This is a genomic window from Gordonia namibiensis NBRC 108229 (genome assembly GCF_000298235.1).
Taxonomy (GTDB): domain Bacteria; phylum Actinomycetota; class Actinomycetes; order Mycobacteriales; family Mycobacteriaceae; genus Gordonia; species Gordonia namibiensis.
Map to the genome: position 1 here is coordinate 13,321 of NZ_BAHE01000059.1, position 17,293 is coordinate 30,613.

Here is a 17,293-nt window from a genome sequence, read left to right on the forward strand (position 1 = left end):
CTCAGTTGCTGCTGCCGTCAGAAGAGCCCCGACGCCGAGCATCGGGGGCGGGCGTCAGTTGGTCTCGCCCGCGCCGCCGCGCGATCCGTAGTCGACCGAACCCTGGACGAATCCGCTGTTCGGATTGATGTTGTTCAGGTCCGTCGACGGGCTGTTCTCGGAGGCGAGGAACCCGCCGAGGAACACCGCGCCGAGTCCCACCAGGATGCCGGCCACTCCGGCGACGGCGCCGGCCACAAGGCGGTTGTTGGTCATGGCGAAGAAACTACCATCGCGCGGTGTCTCACCCCGGTGTCACCCGGGCATGTCCGGCGGTTCGGGCACGGGATTCGTCGACACCGGCGGGAGCGGGCGTCGACGCCGCCGGGAAATCGCCGGTCGGGACAGTCGCGAGATGGCCGGCGCTCTTGAGTGTGAAGTAGCGATCCTCGACTGACTAGAGCGTCACCTGCGGTTGTTCCTCGCATTTGGCCGGGACGATGAACACCGGCCGATGGCAGTGTTTGAGGACGCGTTCGGCGACGCTGGACCGCAGCAACGCCTTGAGGCCCGATGCCCCGCGGGTTCCGGTGACGAGCAGATCGACGTCGAGCGCCTCGGCGGCTGCGACGAGCGCGCCCCACACCGTCGACTCGACCTCGACGAGCGTGCCCTTCGCAGACAGTCCACATTCGTGGGCCAGGGCCACGCCGCGCTCGTTGATCTTCGCCGCCTCGTCCTCGAGTGCGCGATCGACCCCGGCGTCGAGCTGGGTGTCGACGAACGGCTGCATGCCGCCGGCGAGGGTGGACATCCGGGCGGGGGTCATGCCGCCGGGTTGCCAGGCCGTCACGACGACAGCGGATTCGGCGCGTAGGAAGTGTCCGGCATAACGGATCGCACGATCGGCGTTCGGAGAGCCGTCGTAGGCGATCATCAGCGTCTGTCTGGCGCGGTTGCCACCGCGACCGCTGGGGGCGGTCGCGGACCCGGCCGAGATGGACCCCACGTCCATTTGCTCAGGTTACATGCCAGACTCGAGCCATGGGCTCAACTCGACGACCTCGTTGGATTCGGAATGCGCTGACGACTGCGACGGTCGCGGCCCTGGGTCTCGGTCTCGTCGCCTGTGACTCGTCGACGCCCGAATCCGCGCCACCCACACCGTCCGCGTACGGCTCGCCCTCGGCCTCCCCGTCATCCGTCGCAGCGACGACGACTCCGGTCGCAAATCTTTGTGGCACAGAACAACTCGCGAAACTCACGCTGCGGCAGAAGCTGGCCCAGCTGATCGTCGTGGGCGTCACCGGCGCCGATGACGCGCAGCAGATCGTCGAGGACGAGGAGATCGGCGGGATCTTCGTCGGGAGCTGGACCGACAAGGCGATCCTGACGAGCGGTGCGGCATCACGGATCTCGCAGAACTCGTCGATCCCGCTGATGGTCACGGTCGATCACGAGGGTGGGCGGGTGTCGAGGTTGTCGGCACTCGGCATCGACAACGCGTCTCCTCGGGAACTGGCGCAGACGAAAACGCCCGAGCAGGTGAAGGAGATCGCCGCCGGCGTCGGTCGTCAGATGAAGAAGCTCGGCATCACCGTCGACTTCGCGCCGGTGGCCGACGTCAGCGACGAATCCGACAACGAGGTCATCGGTGATCGTTCCTTCAGCAACGACCCGGCCGTGGTCACCGAGTACGCGGCCGCCTATGCAGCCGGTCTCGCCGAAGCCGGGATCACGCCGGTGTACAAGCACTTTCCCGGACACGGCCACGGCTCGGGCGACTCACACCTCGGCGTGGTGAACGTGCCGTCGCTCGCCGAACTGCAGAACAGCGATCTGGTGCCCTTCCGCAATCTGCTGCGCGACCCGGGTACCGCGGGCGCCATGGTCGGCCATCTGATCGTGCCCGGTCTGACCGAGGGCCTGCCGGCGTCCATCAGCCGGCCGGCCATCCAGATGCTGCGGACAGGTGAGGGTTACAACGGTCCGCGGTTCGACGGCGTGATCTACTCCGACGACCTGTCGGGCATGGCGGCGATCAGCCAGCGCTACCCGATCGAGCAGGCGGTGGAGAAGTTCATCCTCGCCGGCGGCGACGTCGCCCTGTGGCTGTCCACCGACCGCGTCCCGTCGGTCCTGGACAACCTCGAGACCGCGGTGAAGCGCGGACGCCTCGCACCTGCTCGTCTCGACGCGAAGGTGACCCGCATCCTCCGGTCCAAGGGCGTCATCACCTGCTGAGTAATCTGTCCGGAGCAACCCGAGCGCTCGTTGAACTTACCGATTGGTAAGTTGATTGGGTATCGTCGTTCGGACACGACAGTGAGGATCGGAGGCGGCCATGTCGGGCGGAACCAAGCGCCTGCCACGTGCAGTGCGTGAGCAGCAGATGCTCGACGCCGCCGTGAAGGTGTTCGCGCAGAACGGTTTCCGTGAGACCTCGATGGACGCCATCGCGTCCGAGGCGCAGATCTCCAAGCCGATGCTGTACCTGTACTACGGCTCCAAGGAAGAGCTGTTCAGCGCCTGCATCGCCCGCGAGTCCGGACTGTTCATCGACGCGATGAGCGTCGGCTTCGACCCGTCCCTCACCCAGCGCGAGCAGGCCGTCACCGTCATCCGCGAGTTCCTGCGCTTCGTCCACGAGAACCGCGAGTCCTGGCGCGTGCTGTACCGCGTCGCGATCGGGACCGCGAGCTTCGCCGGGATCGTCTCCGACAGCCGCCAGCGTGTGACGGAGATGGTTGCGCAGCTCATCAAGGCGGGCACCACCGTCGAGACCGCCGGCGACATCGACTTCGAACTCACCGCCGTCGCCATCGTCGGCGCCTGTGAGGCTGTCGCCGACCGCATCACCGAGGGCGACGTCGACCTCGAGAAGGCCACCAACATGCTCGTCGGCATCGCCTGGCGCGGCCTGAAGGGTGTCGGTACCGACATCTGAGCGCACTCCTGCTCCCTGAGGTGTGAGGAGCGATAGCGACGAACCACGAAGGGCCTGGCGAGATCACTCACCAGGCCCTTCGTGGCTCGCTTCGCTCGCACCTCAGGGGGCGAGGGGGTCTGCTCCGCTTGCACCTCAAGGGGCGAGGGGGTCTGCTTCGCTCGCACCTTCTCGCACCTCAGGGGGCGAGGGGGTCTGCTTCGCTCACACGATCCGTTCCCGCTCACGCGATTGGGGTGAGCGGGAACGGAGGTCGTGAGCGAAACTCAGCCCTTCCGCGTCGTTGCGGTGAGGTGCGGGAATCCCTTGCGACGGTCGCGGATCGCGATGTCGAAGTTGCCCTCACCGTCGATGCGGCGGGTGTAGAGGTTGACCTTGGCGGGCAGCAGGATCGGCTTGCCGAACTTCACGTCGTAGGTGACCGCGCCGGGCAGCTGCGCCTCGACATTCGCGATTGCCGCTGCGGCACTCCACATCCCGTGGGCGATCGCCTTGGGGAACCCGAAGGCCTTGGCGGTCAGGTTCGCCATGTGGATCGGGTTGCGGTCGCCCGACGCGGCGGCGTATTCACGGATGCGTCCCAGATCCACGGACAGAACCGAATCCGGCGGCGGCGGGGTCTTCGACTTCGGCTCGGGACCGCGCGGCTCGTCGGACAGGCTGGTCCGCTGCTGCTTGAGGAAGGTCGCCGTCTGCGTGGTCACCAGTTCGGTGCCGACGCTGATCTCGCTGATGACGTCGACGAGGATGCCCTTGCGATGCTCCCGCAGGTTCTCCGCGTGCGTCTCGATCGACAGCGGCTCACCGACCTCGATCGGACGCTTCCGCTCGATCTTGTTCGACATGTGAACCGAACCGATTGCGCCGAACGGGAACTCGTCCGACGTCAGCAGCTTCATGACCACCGGGAACTGCAGCACGAACGGGTACGTCACCGGCAGGGTGGCGCCGAAGCGCTGGCCGGTCGCGTGGCAATACGCCTGCAGCGCAGCGGGATCGACACGGACGTCCTCGAGCCGGTAGTGCGTGTCGGGGAGGGGTGCGTCGGCCGGGACGCGGGCGGGCTTGCCCACGCCCGGCAGCATCCCGGTGACCGCTTTCCCGTAGAGTTCGCCGGTGCCGGGGGCGCCGGGAAGAGTGATCGTCTTACCCATCACGCACCCAGGAATCCCTGGCCGCAGACGCGGACCACGTTGCCGGTGATGGCGGAGCTCGCCGGGTTGGCGAAGTAGGCGACGGTCTCGGCGACGTCGACGGTCTGGCCACCCTGCTGCAGCGAGCTCATCAGGCGGCCGGCCTCGCGGGTGGCCAGCGGGATCGCCGCGGTCATCTTGGTCTCGATGAAGCCGGGGGCGACGGCGTTGATGGTGATGCCCTTCTCGCCCAGGATCGGTGCGTAGGCGTCGACCAGGCCGATGACACCAGCCTTCGATGCGCCGTAGTTGGTCTGGCCGCGGTTACCGGCGATACCGGCGATCGACGAGACGTCGATGACCGCGCCGCCCTCACGGAGCGCGCCCTTGTCCAGCAGCTTCTCGACGAGGGTCTGCGGGGCGATCAGATTCACCGCGATGACGGCGTCCCAGCGGGCGTCGTCCATGTTGGCGAGCAGCTTGTCGCGGGTGATGCCGGCGTTGTTGACGATGATGTCGATGCCGCCGTGACGCTCGAGGGCGTGCTCGGCGAGCTTGTCACCGGCGGCGGGGGCGGTCACGTCCAGCGGGAAGGCGGTGCCGCCGACCTTGTTGGCGGTCTCCGACAGCGCGTCACCGGCCTGCGGGACGTCGGCGGCGATGACGTGGGCCCCGTCGCGGGCGAGAACCTCGGCGATGGTGGCACCGATGCCGCGGGCGGCGCCGGTCACCACGGCGACCTTGCCCTCGAGCGGACGATCCCAGTCCTTCGGGGCGGTCGCGTCGGCCGATCCGACACGGATCACCTGTGCGTCGACGAAAGCGGACTTGGCCGACAGCACGAAGCGTACGGTCGATTCCAGGCCGCTCAGACCGGTCTTGGCGTCGGGCGAGACGTACACGAGCTGGACGGTGGAGCCCTTGAGCAGCTCCTTGCCGAGCGAACGGGTGAAGCCCTCGAGAGCACGCTGTGCGACGCGCTCGGACGGGTCGGTCACCAGCTCCGGCGTGGTGCCGATGACCAGGAAGCGCGCGCACGGCGCGGTCGACCGCATGGCCGGCTGGAAGAACTCGAACAGCTGACGCAGCTCGGCCGGGGAGGTGATGCCGGTGGCGTCGAAGACCAGGCCGCCGTACTTGTCGGCGCTGCGGCCGGTCAGGGCGTTCTGGATGAGGTCATAGTCGTCGCCCGAGAGCATCTCCCGGAGCGGTTCGACGAGGCGTCCCGAGCCTCCGAGCAGCACCGGACCCGGCAGCGGCGGCTCCGACGGCTTGTACCGCCGCAGGGGCGGCGGGACGGGAAGGCCGGCCTGCTTGGCGATGAAAGCGCCCGGGCCGGAATGGACGAAGCTCGAGTACAGGCCAGTTGTTCCGTTGGCGGCCATGTTGGATCTCCTCTGACTGTCGTTCGACAACGAACTTACTCTTGAGTAAGAATACGCTATAGATACCGCACACGACCCTGGAGATCGACGTGGCAGACAACAGCAGCACCCCGAAGAAGCCCGAGACCCGCACCGAGCGCCCGGTGGCGATCCTCGGCGGCAACCGCATTCCGTTTGCGCGCCAGGACAAGGCATATGCCAAGGTCAGCAACCAGGAGATGTTCACCGCCGCGCTCGACGGCCTGGTGAGCCGCTTCAACCTGCAGGGTGAGCAGCTCGGCATGGTCGCCGGCGGCGCCGTGCTCAAGCACGCCCGTGATTTCAATCTCATCCGCGAATCGGTACTGGGATCGGCGCTTTCGCCCTACACGCCCGCCTTCGACATCCAGCAGGCGTGCGGCACCGGTCTGCAGGCCATCACGACCGTCGCCGACGGCATCGCCCGCGGCCGCTACGACGCCGCGATCGGCGGCGGCGTCGACACCACCTCCGACGCCCCGATCGCCGTGGGCGAGGGATTGCGTCGCCAGCTGCTCGAGGTCAACCGCGCCCGGTCGACCAAAGACCAGATCCTCGGCGCGGCGAAGCTGCTCACCAAGCTCGGGATCGAGATCCCGCAGAACGGCGAGCCGCGCACCGGGATGTCGATGGGCGAGCACGCGGCCATCACCGCCAAGGAATTCGGCATCAAGCGCGCCGACCAGGACGAGCTCGCCGCACGCAGCCACCAGAACATGGCCGCTGCCTACGACGACGGTTTCTTCGACGACCTGATCACCCCGTTCATGGGCCTGACCCGCGACCAGAACCTCCGCGGGGACTCGACCGCTGAGAAGCTCGCCAAGCTCAAGCCCGTCTTCGGCGTCTCCCTCGGCGACGCGACGATGACCGCCGGCAACTCGACCCCGCTCACCGACGGTGCGTCGACCGTGCTGCTGGGCAGCGACGAGTGGGCTGCCGAGCGCGGTCTGCCGGTGCTCGCGTACTTCGTGGACAGCGAGACCGCGGCCGTCGACTACGTGAACGGACCCGACGGCCTGCTCATGGCTCCGACCTACGCCGTGCCGCGTCTGCTGGCCCGCAACGGTCTCACCCTGCAGGACTTCGACTTCTACGAGATCCACGAGGCGTTCGCGTCGGTGGTGCTCGCGACGCTGCAGGCGTGGGAGTCCGAGGAGTACTGCAAGGAGCGTCTGGGCCTCGACTCGGCGCTCGGGTCCATCGACCGGTCCAAGCTCAACGTCAACGGCTCGTCGCTCGCCGCGGGTCACCCGTTCGCTGCGACCGGCGGCCGCATCGTCGCGCAGGCGGCGAAGCAGATCAAGGAGAACGGCGGCGGTCGTGCGCTGATCTCGATCTGCGCCGCCGGCGGTCAGGGCGTCACCGCGATCATCGAAGGCTGACCCCTCGTCCGGCACGCCCTGCTCCCTGAGTAAGCGAGCTTGCGAGCGTATCGAAGGGACTCGGCGACGGCTGCGTCCCTTCGATACGCCCCTCCGCGGGCTCCGGGGCTACTCAGGGAGCGGTAAAGAGACGGATCGGGCGACGAATCGCTCGATCCGTCTCGTTTTCGTCCCTGAAATGGGGTCCTTCGTCACATGTTTGGACTAAACGTGGCCCCGGACGTGTCAACGGCCGAAAAGTAGCGTAAACATGAAGACAGCTCCGGCAGAGCTGTCAGACCCCCGACCCGACAGCTCAGCCGGAGCACCTACATTTCTGGGGTATGAGTTCTGCGGCCACCACCCCGACTGGCCCAGGTAGTCAGCCGTGATGGATGGAGTTGTGACCACGAGCGCCGGGCGAGCACGCCACGCGGTACGCGCTGCGATCGTCGTCGTCGTCATCCTGACGCTCGCCCTCTCCATCGACTTCGTGGCCTCCCGCGATCACTCCGCCCGTGGGGCTGTCATCGGCGGGATCCCGGCGAGCAACCGCGACACCGTCGAACTCGACTCCGTCATCGAAGAACTCACGACACGTTCCACGCAGCCGGTCGTCCTGCGGACTCCCGAAGGCTCGGCCGAGGTCGCCCCTGCCGAGCTGGGGCTCACCTTCGACGCGGACGCGACCCGCGCACGCCTCCTCGAACAGCCGCGGAACCCGGTGACCCGCTTCCTGGCGCTCTTCGGCCGTCACCTCGACGTCGAGCCCGTCGTGACGATCGACCCCGGCACCATGAACAAGGCCCTCGACGCCAACCGCCGGTCGCTCGAGAAGGCCGCGGTCGAGGGTGGCGTCCACTACGACGGCGCCACGCCGGTCGGAGACGAGCCGGCACCGGGCGAGCGGGTTGCCCGCCAGGGCGCCGCGGCCGTGCTCGTCGACCGTTGGCTCGACGGCACACCCGTCGACCTGCCGATGGAACCCTTCTCCCCGACCGTGAGCTCGGCGGTCGTCGCGGCCACCGTGGCGGGCCCCGCCGACCGCGCGACATCGGCGCCGGTGAAGCTGGTCGACCGGCGCAAGCGCACGGTCGAGGTCCCGGCAGGCGACATCGCGGAGATGCTGACCTTCGGACCGGACGGGCGGGGCGGACTCACGCCCCGCGTCGACGAGAAGACGGCCCGTAAGTCGTTGGCTGCCGAGCTCGATCCCTCCCAACGCCCCGCGGTCAGTGCACGATTCAGCCTCGCGAGCGGCCGGCCCACCGTCGTACCCGCGGTCACCGGCTCGAAGATCAACTGGGACAAGACACTTCAAGCGCTCGCAACGACCGCGACCGCAGACGGCGGCAACCGCACCGCCGATGTGGTCTACGACGACGTCGACCCCAAGCTCACCACTGACGCGGCCCGCAAACTCGGTGTGAACGAAATGATCAGCGAGTACACCACCGACGGTTTCTCGAGCGCCTCCGGGGAGAACATCCGCCTCGTCGCGGCCGAGGTCGACGGCGCTCTGGTCCTGCCGGGCAAGGTCTTCTCGCTCAACGGCCACACCGGTCCGCGAGGTACGGCCGAGGGATACGTCGACTCGACGATCATCAACAACGGCCGCGCCGCGACGGCCGTGGGCGGCGGCATCTCCCAGTTCGCGACGACCCTCTACAACGCCGCCTACTTCGCGGGCCTCGAGGACGTCGACCACACCGAGCACGCGTACTACATCTCGCGCTATCCGGAGGCCCGGGAGGCCACTGTCTTCGAAGGTGCGATCGACCTGAAGTTCCGCAACAACACCCGCCACGGTGTGCTCATCGAGACCAGCTGGTCGCCGTCGGCGGTCACCGTGAGGCTGTGGGGCACCAAGGCTTTCGAGGTCGAGTCGATCACCGGCGAGCGGACCGATCCCACCGAACCGGAACGGATCAAGCTCCCCAAGGGCGACGACTGCATCGCGAGCAGCGGCAGCAAGGGCTTCACGACGTCGAACACGCGGATCATCCGCGACGCCCGCACCGGACAAGAGGTCAACCGGTACACGAGGACAGTGCGCTACGCGCCGGAGCCGATCGTCAAGTGCATCTGACCCCGGCTCGCACCGTGAGGTGAATGGAACACTGCCCCGCATGTGTTCCACATCTCACGAACGTTCGATATATTCCGAGACGTGGATATCAACGGAGCTAGTGCAATCGTCACAGGTGGAGCGTCGGGCATCGGCGCCGCGTCGGCCCGCCAGCTGGCGGCCAAGGGTGCGAAGGTCGTCGTCGCCGACCTGAACGCCGACAAGGGGGAGGAGCTCGCCAAGGAGATCGGCGGTGTCTTCGTCAGCGTCGACGTCACCTCGACCGAACAGATCGAAGCGGCCATCAATGCGGCCACCGAACTCGGCCCGCTGCGCGCCCTGGTCAACTCGGCCGGCATCGGCTGGGCGCAGCGCACCATCGGCCGCGACGGCGAGTTCGGTTCGGCGCACAACCTGGACGCCTACAAGAAGGTCATCGCGATCAACCTGATCGGCACCTTCGACTTCATCCGTCTCGCCGCCACCGCGATGAGCCGCAACGAGCCGCTCGACGCCCACGGCGAGCGCGGCGCGATCGTCAACATGGCCAGCGTCGCCGCCTTCGACGGCCAGATCGGCCAGGCGTCGTACTCCTCGTCCAAGGGTGGCGTCGTCGGCATGACCCTGCCGGTCGCCCGCGATCTGGCCGCGGTCGGTATCCGCGTCAACACCATCGCCCCCGGTCTGATCGACACCCCGATCTACGGTGAGGGCGAGGCCGCCGAGGCGTTCAAGGCGAAGCTGGGCGAGTCGGTGCTGTTCCCGCACCGTCTGGGCGCTCCCGACGAGCTGGCCTCGATGGTCGTCGAGCTGGTCACCAACAGCTACATGAACGCCGAGGTGATCCGCGTCGACGGCGGCATCCGGATGCCTCCCAAGTAGTCCGAACCAACCACTCTCTGCCGAACCCACTGCCCCGCGGGGTGGTGGGTTCGGCCGTTTGCGGGATTGCCGAGTTCTGCAGGCCGCGTATCGGGCTACGCTCGCCGGATGACCACGCCGCCACCCGGATCATCCGGGTATCCCGGCCACGGCTACCAGGGCCGGCCGGGACCGCAGGGACCGTATCCACCGAACGCCGGCCCGCCGTACCAGGCGGGGCCCGGGCCGTACCCCGGACAAGCCCCGTATCCCGGACAAGCCCCGTATCCCGGGCAGTCGCCCTACCCGGGGCAACCGGGGCCGTATCCGGGACAGCCACCGCCAGGGGCGTATCCGCCGGGACCCTGGGGTCCGCCTCCGAAGAAGAGTCGCAAGGGACTCTGGATCACGCTCGGTCTTGTTGCGCTGCTGGTGGGCGGACTGGTGATCGCCGGCGCGGTGCTGCTGGTCCGGAACAGCGACGGCTCGCTCGTCTCCGACGCCGACGACGTGGAGGTCGGGCAGTGCCTCGCGATCACGTCCTCGTCGGATTCGCTGCGGGCCAAGAAGATCTCGTGTGAGAACACCGACTTCCATTACGTCGTCGCGTCGAAGTCGTTCAGCCGATTCGGCTGCGGGCCGAGCTATTCGACGTTCTGGTTCGCCGGCGACGAAAAGGAGGTCCTGTGTCTGGCGCAGGTCTTCCAGGAGGGGAAGTGCTATCACCTGCCCGAATCGTCGGGTGCGGACGCGACGTCGCTTGCCCAGGCCCGCGAGATCGACTGCGGCGCGCCGGTTCCGGCGGGTGAGGCGACCAACTTCAAGGTCGAGACCAAGGAGTCCCGTGAGCCGGATTGCCCGGAGGGGCAGGGTGAGTACTACGTGGCCAGTCCCAAGCCGACCGGATACTGCGTGTCGCTGCTCGAGTGACCGGTCCGCAAACCCACCAGAAATGGGCAAACCCACCGCCTCGCAAGGTGGTGGGTTTGCCGATCAAGGGTGGGTTTGCGCCGGAGATCAGAAGGCCGCTTCGTCGAGCTCCATGATCTCGTTGTCGACGTTCTCGACGGTGACGCGGACTGCGGAGAGCAGCGGCAGCATGTTCTTGGCGAAGAAGCCGGCCACGGCGACCTTGCCCTCGTAGAAGGCCTTGTCGCTGTCCGATGCGCCGTTGTCGAGTGCCTTGAGGGCGATCTCGGCCTGGCGCAGGAGCAGCCAGCCGATCATCAGATCGCCGACGGCCATCAGGAAGCGGACCGAACCGAGGCCGACCTTGTACAGCTCGGCCGAGTTCTCCTGAGCGGCCATCAGGCTGCCGGTGAGGGCCGCGGCCATCGCCTGGACGTCCTCGAGGGCGGTCTTCAGCAGAGCGCGCTCGGTCTTCAGGCGACCGTTGCCCGCCTCGGAGTCGATGAAGCTCTGGATCTGGCCGGCGACGTGTGCCAGGGCCTGGCCCTTGTCGCGGATGATCTTGCGGAAGAAGAAGTCCTGCGCCTGGATGGCAGTGGTGCCCTCGTAGAGCGAGTCGATCTTCGAGTCACGGATGTACTGCTCGATCGGGTAGTCCTGCAGGAAGCCGGAACCACCGAGGGTCTGCAGCGACTCGTGGCCGAGGGTGCCGTAAGCGCGCTCGGAGCCGACGCCCTTGACGATCGGGAGCAGCAGATCGTTGACGCGGGCGGCCATCTCGGCGTCGGCGCCGGAGACGATCTTCGCGGCGGCCTCGTCCTGGTGCGACGCGGTGTAGAGGTAGACCGCACGCAGACCCTCGGCGTAGGCCTTCTGGGTCATCAACGAACGACGCACGTCCGGGTGGTGGGTGATCGACACGCGCGGTGCGGCCTTGTCGGTCATCTGGGTCATGTCGGCGCCCTGGATGCGCTCCTTGGCGTACTCGAGCGCGTTCAGGTAGCCGGTCGACAGGGTCGAGATGGCCTTGGTGCCCACCATCATTCGCGCGTGCTCGATGACCTCGAACATCTGCGCGATGCCCTTGTGGACCTCGCCGACGAGCCAGCCCTTGGCGGGGACGCCGTGCTGGCCGAAGGTGACCTCACAGGTGGCCGAGGCCTTGATGCCCATCTTGTGCTCGACGTTGGTGACGAAGACACCGTTGCGCTCGCCGAGTTCACCGGTCTCGAAGTCGAAGTGGAACTTCGGCACGAAGAACAGCGACAGACCCTTGGTGCCCGGGCCGGCGCCCTCGGGGCGGGCGAGCACGAGGTGGAAGATGTTCTCGGTCATGTCCTGGTCGGCCGAGGTGATGAAGCGCTTCACACCGTCGATGTGCCAGGAGCCGTCCTCCTGCTGGGTGGCCTTGGTGCGGCCGGCGCCCACGTCGGAACCGGCGTCGGGCTCGGTGAGCACCATGGTGGCGCCCCAGCCGCGCTCGGCGCAGATGGTGGCCCACTTCTTCTGCTCGTCGGTGCCGTTGTTGTAGAAGATCTCGGAGAATCCGGCACCGGCGGCGTACATGAACACCGGCGGGTTGGCGCCGAGGATCATCTCGCCGATGGCCCAGTACAGCGAACGCGGGGCGGGAAGGCCGCCGAGCTCCTCGTGGATACCGATTTTGTCCCAGCCGCCTTCGATGAGGGCGTTGTAGGACTTCTTGAAGCTCTCCGGGATGGTGACGCTGTGGGTCTCCGGGTCGAAGACCGGCGGGTTGCGGTCGGCGTCGACGAAGGATTCGGCGATGGGCCCCTCGGCGAGTGCCTTGACCTCGCGGAGCATGTCGACGGCGGTCTCGTGGTCGAGGTCGCCGAAGTCGCCCGACTCCAGCACCTTGTCGAGCTCGAACAGCTCGAACAGGTTGAACTGCAGGTCGCGCATGTTGCTCTTGTAATGGCCCATGGTGAATTCCTTCTCTGGTGCGGCCGTATGCGTGATGACGGTGTTGGTGCCAGGTCCCGGTCCGATCCCACTCGGTTGGAGCGGGTACCGGCCGGGCGTGGTGTAGCTGTCTCGGTTCGAGCTAAGTTACTCGCCGGTAACCGCCAATATAGCCCCATATCGCCGGGGGATCAATCGCTCATCTGTGTGATCTGACCGATGGCAGGGGCGCAGTATGTTGCACGACAAATCCGACAACCGCTGCAGGTGGCGGGCGTATGCGGTCCAATCGGGCATGGGTTCGCGCAGAGGTAACAGGGTTCTGGTCGCCGTCTTCGCCGCGGTGGTCGTAGCGGTCGGTCTGGTTCCGACGGTGAGCGCCGCTCCGGCGAACGCCGCGGATCCCGAGTGGAACGGGGTGTACACGCTCAAACGGTTCGCGGCGTCGAAGACGGGCACGAGCCTCGCCGCGCGGCAGCCGGAACCGGACTTCTCCGATGACTACACGTTCCGGAGCTCATGCGACGGCGGGACGTGCGTGGCCACGGTGATCGACGGCCCGAAACCCGCCAACCCGACGCTGCCGCAACCGCCGCGCTACACCTGGGAAGGGGGGTCCTGGGTTCATCGCTACGACTGGGAGTGGGACTGCTGGCAGGGCGAGGGCGTGCCCAAGGTGTGGCGGCCGGCGACGTCGGTCGCGACCTATACCCCACAGGGCGACGGCACCCTGAAAGGCGTGTGGCGCACCACGATCGACGGCGGGCCCTGCGACGGGACCGTCGACATGAATGTGGCGGCATACCCGGTCACGCCGCCGGCGCCGGGCTGGAATCTGTCGTGACGGGCTAGAGCGCCGAGCGCAGGTATTCGAGGTCGGCGGGGATGCCCTCGGCGGGCGTCTCGAGGATCACCGGTGCGTCGGCGGCCTTGGCCACGGCGGCGAGGACCTCGGGGTCGATCTGACCCGAGGCCAGGTTGGCGTGGCGGTCGCGGCCGGAGTCGAACTCGTCGCGAGAGTTGTTGAGGTGCACCAGATCGATGCGTCCGGTGATCTCCTTGACGCGCTCGACCAGTCCGACGAGATCTTCGCCGCCGGCCCAGGCGTGGCAGGTGTCGAGGCAGAAGCCGGCCTGCTCGAAGTCGCCGACCGCTTCCCACAACCGGTCGATGGACTCGAGGGTGCGTGCCATCGCGTGGTCGCCGCCCGCGGTGTTCTCGATCAGGATCGGGACCCCGAAGCCGCCTTTGTCGACCTGGCGGTCGAAGAGCTTGCGCCAGTTGGCGAATCCTTCGGCGGACTCCTCGCCGTCCCGTAGATGCCCGCCGTGTACGACGAGGCCGAAGGCCCCGAGTTCGGCGGCTGCGGCGGCCTGCTGTTCGACGGCCTTGCGCGACGGCATGCGCAGCCGGTTGTTCAGGCTTGCGACGTTGATCTGATAGCTGGAGTGCACCACGACGTCGATGTCGGATTCGCGGATCGCGGCCGCATGCGGATTGGGTTGCGGCTTCTTCCAGCTCTGCGGATCGGTGACGAACATCTGGAAGACGTCGATGCCGAGTTCGGCGGCGGTGACCAACGGGTCGGTGTCTTCGCGAAGGTGTGCTCCGATGCGCATGCGTCAACGATAGTGGCCGCCGCCGGGCGACACCGTCGGTGCCCGGGATCGGCTCGTTCGACGCGTCGGATCACTCGCCCGGCGCCGGCTCCGTCTCGATCGTGATCGGCACCCCGGCAGCGATCAGCAGACGGCAGGGGGCCGCACTGTCGTGGTACAGATTCAGCCACTCATGACCACGGGTGCCGTCGGAGTACACCGCATCGAGGGTGCGATTCAGCCGAGCCTCCGCCTCCTTGGTGATGATGTAGCGCTGGTCGCCGTAGCGCAGGTAGCGATTGGGCACCGAGACCTCCTCCGAGATGGGGCGTTCCAGGTCTCCAGTGTGATCCACGACACGCCCAGGGGGTGTGATTCCGTCGAAACGGGTCGTCGACGCGGGTGATCGCCGTCGGCGCGGCTACCGGCGCGCACCCGCTGCGCAGCGGTGGCTCACCAACCGGACATGGCCACTACACTGACGGCAGGTTACGAGCGTGGGTGCCCTGAGGGGCGTGACGGGCGGGATTGTGTCGGGTGAGTGTTGACGAGTCGGTGGGCTTCCCGCGGCCGGGTGAGTCCTCGGAGCGCGGTGACGGCCAGAAGCCTGATGACACGACCTCGGCGGGCGTGACGCTGTCGAAGTCCGACCGGTCGAGTACAGGACCGGACGTCGACCCGCCGGAGATGGGTCCGGTCCTCGACGACCTGGCCGCCGCCGCCGAGATGGAAGCCCATCCGGAGAACCGCCGCGACCTGACCATGGTTCGCCGCATCGCGGTCACGGCCTGGTTCCTGGTGATGGCGGTGCACATCTACCTCGAGGGCCTGGCGTGGGACCGCACGCGGCTCATCATCCTGCTGTGCCTCGGACTGGCGGCAGCGAGCATCGGACGCCGCAGGTTCATCACGATCATCCTCGACTGGGCGCCGTTCGCGCTGATCCTGATCCTGTACGACTGGACGCGCAACATCGCCCAGATCGTCGGCATGCCGACCCACTGGCATCTGGCGATCGACTTCGACAAATGGCTCATGGGTGGTGACGTCACCCCGACCGCGTGGCTGCAGGAGCAGCTCAAACAGGCGAGTCCTCCGTGGTGGGAGGTCATCGTCAGCGTGGTCTACATGTCGTACTTCATCGTTCCGTACGCGGTGGCCGCCTGGCTGTGGCTGAAGGATCGCCACGCCTGGCGCCGCTACGCGGCCTGCTTCGTGGCGACCACGTTCCTCGCGCTGATCGGCTACACCCTCGTCCCCGGCGCACCGCCGTGGGCGGCGGCGCGATGCACCGCCGTCGAGGTGCAGGACTATCCCCGCGATCCGATCTGCATGTACTCGCAGGACGCCGACGAGCCGGGAGGTCTCCTCGGGCCGCTGGACAACGCGTACCCCGACGCGGCACCGTACGTCGAGCGGATCTCCGCGCGCGGCTGGAACTACCTGAACATCAGCATGGCGTCGCAGCTCGTCACGCTCGGACAGGGCAAGTCCAATCTCGTCGCGGCCATCCCGTCGCTGCACGCCGGCCTCACCATGCTGCTCGCGCTCTTCATGTGGCCACGGGTCAAGGCGCTCGGCAAAACACTGTTCATGGGCTACGCGTTGGCGATGGCCTTCGCCCTCGTCTACACCGCCGAGCACTACATCTTCGACATCCTGCTCGGGTGGGGCCTCGCCGCAGCGGTGATCGCGGTCTACCGGATCATCGACCGGAAGTACCTGATCCCGCGGCAGGAGCGGCGGGCCGCGGAGGCCGATCCGGAAGCCGCGGACGTCGATTCCGGCAGCGAGGACCCGGACGCGGAGAAGGTCTCGACGCCCGCTTCGTGACCTCGCTAGCCTGGGACGGGTGAGCCGGCCCGCGCCCCGGACTGCCACCTGCTTCCGGGGGCTGATACTTCCTCTCGCGCTCGCGGTGATCCTCATGCACACCGTGATCGCGGGTCCGGGCACGGCGCCCGGTCAACCCGGTGCCGACCCCGGTCACGCCGGTCATCACGCAGTCGGACACGCGCAGATGGCGCCCGCCGCGGTGATGGGCGAGCCTCCGTCGATGTCCGGTGACGACTGCGGCGACCACGACCATGCGTGTGTGTTCACCCGCGCCGCCGGCGTCGACATCCCGCCCGTGGTCCTCGTCCTACTCGTCTGGGCATTCCTGTCCCTGTCGGTGGCCGGGCTGTACCTTCCGGCCCGTCGGGGCGGTTCCGTCCTGGGGCGTCCGCCCCCGTGGGCGATCCGAAACCATCTGCAATTGCAGGTGATCCGCTGCTGAGGAGACGGCTGCGGACCCGCCGGGTCCGCCACGTCGTCATACCCGAAAACTCTCAGCGAGGAATCCAATGTCTGTACAGCACAATGCAACTCTCCGACGCCGCGCCGCGTTCGGAACCGCCGTCGGCGCCGCGCTCGCACTCGCGCTCGCCGGGTGTTCAACCGACGACTCGCCTTCCGGTGGCACCTCGGCCGACCGCCCGGCGTCGTCCGTTGCCGACGCATCTGCGCCGGGCCAGTCGCCCGCCGCGGAGCACAACGACGCGGACGTCGAGTTCACCACCGAGATGGTCGGCCACCACCGGCAGGCGGTGATGATGGCCGACCTCGTCGAGGGCCGGACGCAGAACCGCGAACTGATCACCCTCGCCGACACCATCGAGGACGCGCAGGACGACGAGATCGACCAGATGACAGCACGTTTGAAGTCGTGGGGTGTGCCGGTGACCGGACACATGGACGACGACGGGGACTCCGATCACGGGGACGACATGGATCACGGGGACATGGATCACGGGGACATGGGCCACGGGAACATGGGGCAGGGGAACACGGGCCACGGGAACATGCCGGGAATGATGTCCGCCGAGCAGATGGCGGCGGTCCGTCAGGCGAGCGGCGGGGAGTTCGACCGACTGTGGCTCGAGGGCATGATCAGGCACCACGAGGGCGCGATCGCGATGGCCGACGAGGTGCTGGCCAACGGCACCGACCCGGCGACCAGAACCCTTGCCACACAGGTCAGGACGACGCAGCAGGCCGAGATCGACCAGATGCGGGCGATGCTGGGTCAGAACTGACGCCGTGACCCAGAACTGACACCGTGAAAGC

At 67.5% G+C, this 17,293-nt stretch carries 17 protein-coding genes; 10 read left to right on the forward strand and 7 right to left on the reverse strand.

What is annotated here, in order from left to right; all coding sequences use genetic code 11:
- Positions 1-54: 54 nt before the first annotated feature.
- Positions 55-255, reverse strand: a complete 201-nt coding sequence (locus GONAM_RS21255; protein WP_005196483.1) for a DUF2613 domain-containing protein — start codon at positions 253-255, stop codon at positions 55-57.
- A 181-nt stretch (positions 256-436) separates the two neighbouring features.
- Entirely contained in the window at positions 437-994 is a 558-nt protein-coding gene (locus GONAM_RS21260) for a universal stress protein (protein ID WP_006868817.1), read from the reverse strand.
- A 29-nt stretch (positions 995-1,023) separates the two neighbouring features.
- On the opposite strand from GONAM_RS21260, the gene GONAM_RS21265 reads away from it, so the two are divergent.
- Together GONAM_RS21265 and GONAM_RS21270 are read left to right on the forward strand one after the other, a co-directional pair.
- Positions 1,024-2,223, forward strand: coding sequence for a glycoside hydrolase family 3 N-terminal domain-containing protein (locus GONAM_RS21265; protein WP_051992635.1), 1,200 nt, complete (start codon positions 1,024-1,026; stop codon positions 2,221-2,223).
- Between the two features lie 100 nt (positions 2,224-2,323).
- Positions 2,324-2,926: a TetR/AcrR family transcriptional regulator gene (locus tag GONAM_RS21270; RefSeq protein ID WP_006868819.1), complete on the forward strand. Its 603-nt coding sequence runs from the start codon at positions 2,324-2,326 to the stop codon at positions 2,924-2,926.
- A 266-nt stretch (positions 2,927-3,192) separates the two neighbouring features.
- Here the strand turns inward: GONAM_RS21270 and GONAM_RS21275 are convergent, their stop codons facing one another.
- Together GONAM_RS21275 and GONAM_RS21280 are read right to left on the reverse strand one after the other, a co-directional pair.
- Positions 3,193-4,080, reverse strand: a complete 888-nt coding sequence (locus GONAM_RS21275) for a MaoC/PaaZ C-terminal domain-containing protein (RefSeq protein ID WP_040537159.1) — start codon at positions 4,078-4,080, stop codon at positions 3,193-3,195.
- The gene (locus GONAM_RS21280) at positions 4,080-5,444 is read right to left on the reverse strand and encodes a 3-oxoacyl-ACP reductase (protein WP_006868821.1); all 1,365 of its coding nucleotides are present in this window, start codon (positions 5,442-5,444) and stop codon (positions 4,080-4,082) included. The genes GONAM_RS21275 and GONAM_RS21280 overlap by 1 nt, the downstream gene beginning before the upstream one ends.
- Positions 5,445-5,533: 89 nt before the next feature.
- Here GONAM_RS21280 and GONAM_RS21285 point away from each other — a divergent pair, with 89 nt between their 5' ends.
- The 4 genes from GONAM_RS21285 (at position 5,534) to GONAM_RS21300 (ending at position 10,685) form a co-directional block, all read left to right on the forward strand.
- Positions 5,534-6,847 (forward strand): acetyl-CoA C-acetyltransferase, encoded by a 1,314-nt coding sequence (locus GONAM_RS21285; RefSeq protein WP_006868822.1) that lies wholly within the window; start codon positions 5,534-5,536, stop codon positions 6,845-6,847.
- Positions 6,848-7,217: 370 nt separating this feature from the next.
- The gene (locus GONAM_RS21290; RefSeq protein WP_167330281.1) at positions 7,218-8,915 is read left to right on the forward strand and encodes a VanW family protein; all 1,698 of its coding nucleotides are present in this window, start codon (positions 7,218-7,220) and stop codon (positions 8,913-8,915) included.
- Positions 8,916-8,996: 81 nt separating this feature from the next.
- Positions 8,997-9,776 carry an SDR family NAD(P)-dependent oxidoreductase gene (locus GONAM_RS21295; protein WP_006868824.1) on the forward strand — a complete coding sequence of 260 codons (780 nt, stop codon included), beginning with the start codon at positions 8,997-8,999 and terminating at the stop codon, positions 9,774-9,776.
- 108 nt (positions 9,777-9,884) lie between these two features.
- Positions 9,885-10,685, forward strand: a complete 801-nt coding sequence (locus GONAM_RS21300) for an LppU/SCO3897 family protein (RefSeq protein ID WP_006868825.1) — start codon at positions 9,885-9,887, stop codon at positions 10,683-10,685.
- An 87-nt stretch (positions 10,686-10,772) separates the two neighbouring features.
- Here the strand turns inward: GONAM_RS21300 and GONAM_RS21305 are convergent, their stop codons facing one another.
- On the reverse strand, positions 10,773-12,608 hold the full coding sequence (locus GONAM_RS21305) for an acyl-CoA dehydrogenase (protein WP_006868826.1): 1,836 nt from the start codon (positions 12,606-12,608) through the stop codon (positions 10,773-10,775).
- Positions 12,609-12,882: 274 nt separating this feature from the next.
- Here GONAM_RS21305 and GONAM_RS21310 point away from each other — a divergent pair, with 274 nt between their 5' ends.
- A complete protein-coding gene (locus GONAM_RS21310; RefSeq protein ID WP_051992640.1) occupies positions 12,883-13,431 on the forward strand; it encodes an Rv2253 family sensor-like surface protein in 549 nt (182 codons plus the stop codon).
- Between the two features lie 4 nt (positions 13,432-13,435).
- On the opposite strand, the gene GONAM_RS21315 is transcribed toward GONAM_RS21310, so the two are convergent.
- Positions 13,436-14,206, reverse strand: a complete 771-nt coding sequence (locus tag GONAM_RS21315) for a deoxyribonuclease IV (protein WP_005194725.1) — start codon at positions 14,204-14,206, stop codon at positions 13,436-13,438.
- A gap of 70 nt (positions 14,207-14,276) precedes the next feature.
- A complete protein-coding gene (locus tag GONAM_RS21320) occupies positions 14,277-14,492 on the reverse strand; it encodes a hypothetical protein (protein WP_005194730.1) in 216 nt (71 codons plus the stop codon).
- Between the two features lie 248 nt (positions 14,493-14,740).
- Between GONAM_RS21320 and GONAM_RS21325 the strand changes: the two genes are divergently transcribed.
- From GONAM_RS21325 to GONAM_RS21335, 3 genes are all read left to right on the forward strand, one after another.
- Positions 14,741-16,018, forward strand: a complete 1,278-nt coding sequence (locus tag GONAM_RS21325) for a phosphatase PAP2 family protein (protein ID WP_006868828.1) — start codon at positions 14,741-14,743, stop codon at positions 16,016-16,018.
- Between the two features lie 19 nt (positions 16,019-16,037).
- Positions 16,038-16,463 carry a hypothetical protein gene (locus GONAM_RS21330; RefSeq protein WP_006868829.1) on the forward strand — a complete coding sequence of 142 codons (426 nt, stop codon included), beginning with the start codon at positions 16,038-16,040 and terminating at the stop codon, positions 16,461-16,463.
- Positions 16,464-16,530: 67 nt separating this feature from the next.
- Positions 16,531-17,262: a DUF305 domain-containing protein gene (locus tag GONAM_RS21335; RefSeq protein WP_006868830.1), complete on the forward strand. Its 732-nt coding sequence runs from the start codon at positions 16,531-16,533 to the stop codon at positions 17,260-17,262.
- Positions 17,263-17,293 lie beyond the last annotated feature (31 nt).

Bases quoted from the DNA above. Each gene is read 5' to 3' on its own strand.
- GONAM_RS21255 (WP_005196483.1), bottom strand. From the start codon at position 255: ATGACCAACAACCGCCTTGTGGCCGGCGCCGTCGCCGGAGTGGCCGGC.
- GONAM_RS21260 (WP_006868817.1), bottom strand. From the start codon at position 994: ATGGACGTGGGGTCCATCTCGGCCGGGTCCGCGACCGCCCCCAGCGGT.
- GONAM_RS21265 (WP_051992635.1), top strand. From the start codon at position 1,024: ATGGGCTCAACTCGACGACCTCGTTGGATTCGGAATGCGCTGACGACT.
- GONAM_RS21270 (WP_006868819.1), top strand. From the start codon at position 2,324: ATGTCGGGCGGAACCAAGCGCCTGCCACGTGCAGTGCGTGAGCAGCAG.
- GONAM_RS21275 (WP_040537159.1), bottom strand. From the start codon at position 4,080: ATGGGTAAGACGATCACTCTTCCCGGCGCCCCCGGCACCGGCGAACTC.
- GONAM_RS21280 (WP_006868821.1), bottom strand. From the start codon at position 5,444: ATGGCCGCCAACGGAACAACTGGCCTGTACTCGAGCTTCGTCCATTCC.
- GONAM_RS21290 (WP_167330281.1), top strand. From the start codon at position 7,218: ATGGATGGAGTTGTGACCACGAGCGCCGGGCGAGCACGCCACGCGGTA.
- GONAM_RS21300 (WP_006868825.1), top strand. From the start codon at position 9,885: ATGACCACGCCGCCACCCGGATCATCCGGGTATCCCGGCCACGGCTAC.
- GONAM_RS21305 (WP_006868826.1), bottom strand. From the start codon at position 12,608: ATGGGCCATTACAAGAGCAACATGCGCGACCTGCAGTTCAACCTGTTC.
- GONAM_RS21310 (WP_051992640.1), top strand. From the start codon at position 12,883: ATGGGTTCGCGCAGAGGTAACAGGGTTCTGGTCGCCGTCTTCGCCGCG.
- GONAM_RS21315 (WP_005194725.1), bottom strand. From the start codon at position 14,206: ATGCGCATCGGAGCACACCTTCGCGAAGACACCGACCCGTTGGTCACC.
- GONAM_RS21335 (WP_006868830.1), top strand. From the start codon at position 16,531: ATGTCTGTACAGCACAATGCAACTCTCCGACGCCGCGCCGCGTTCGGA.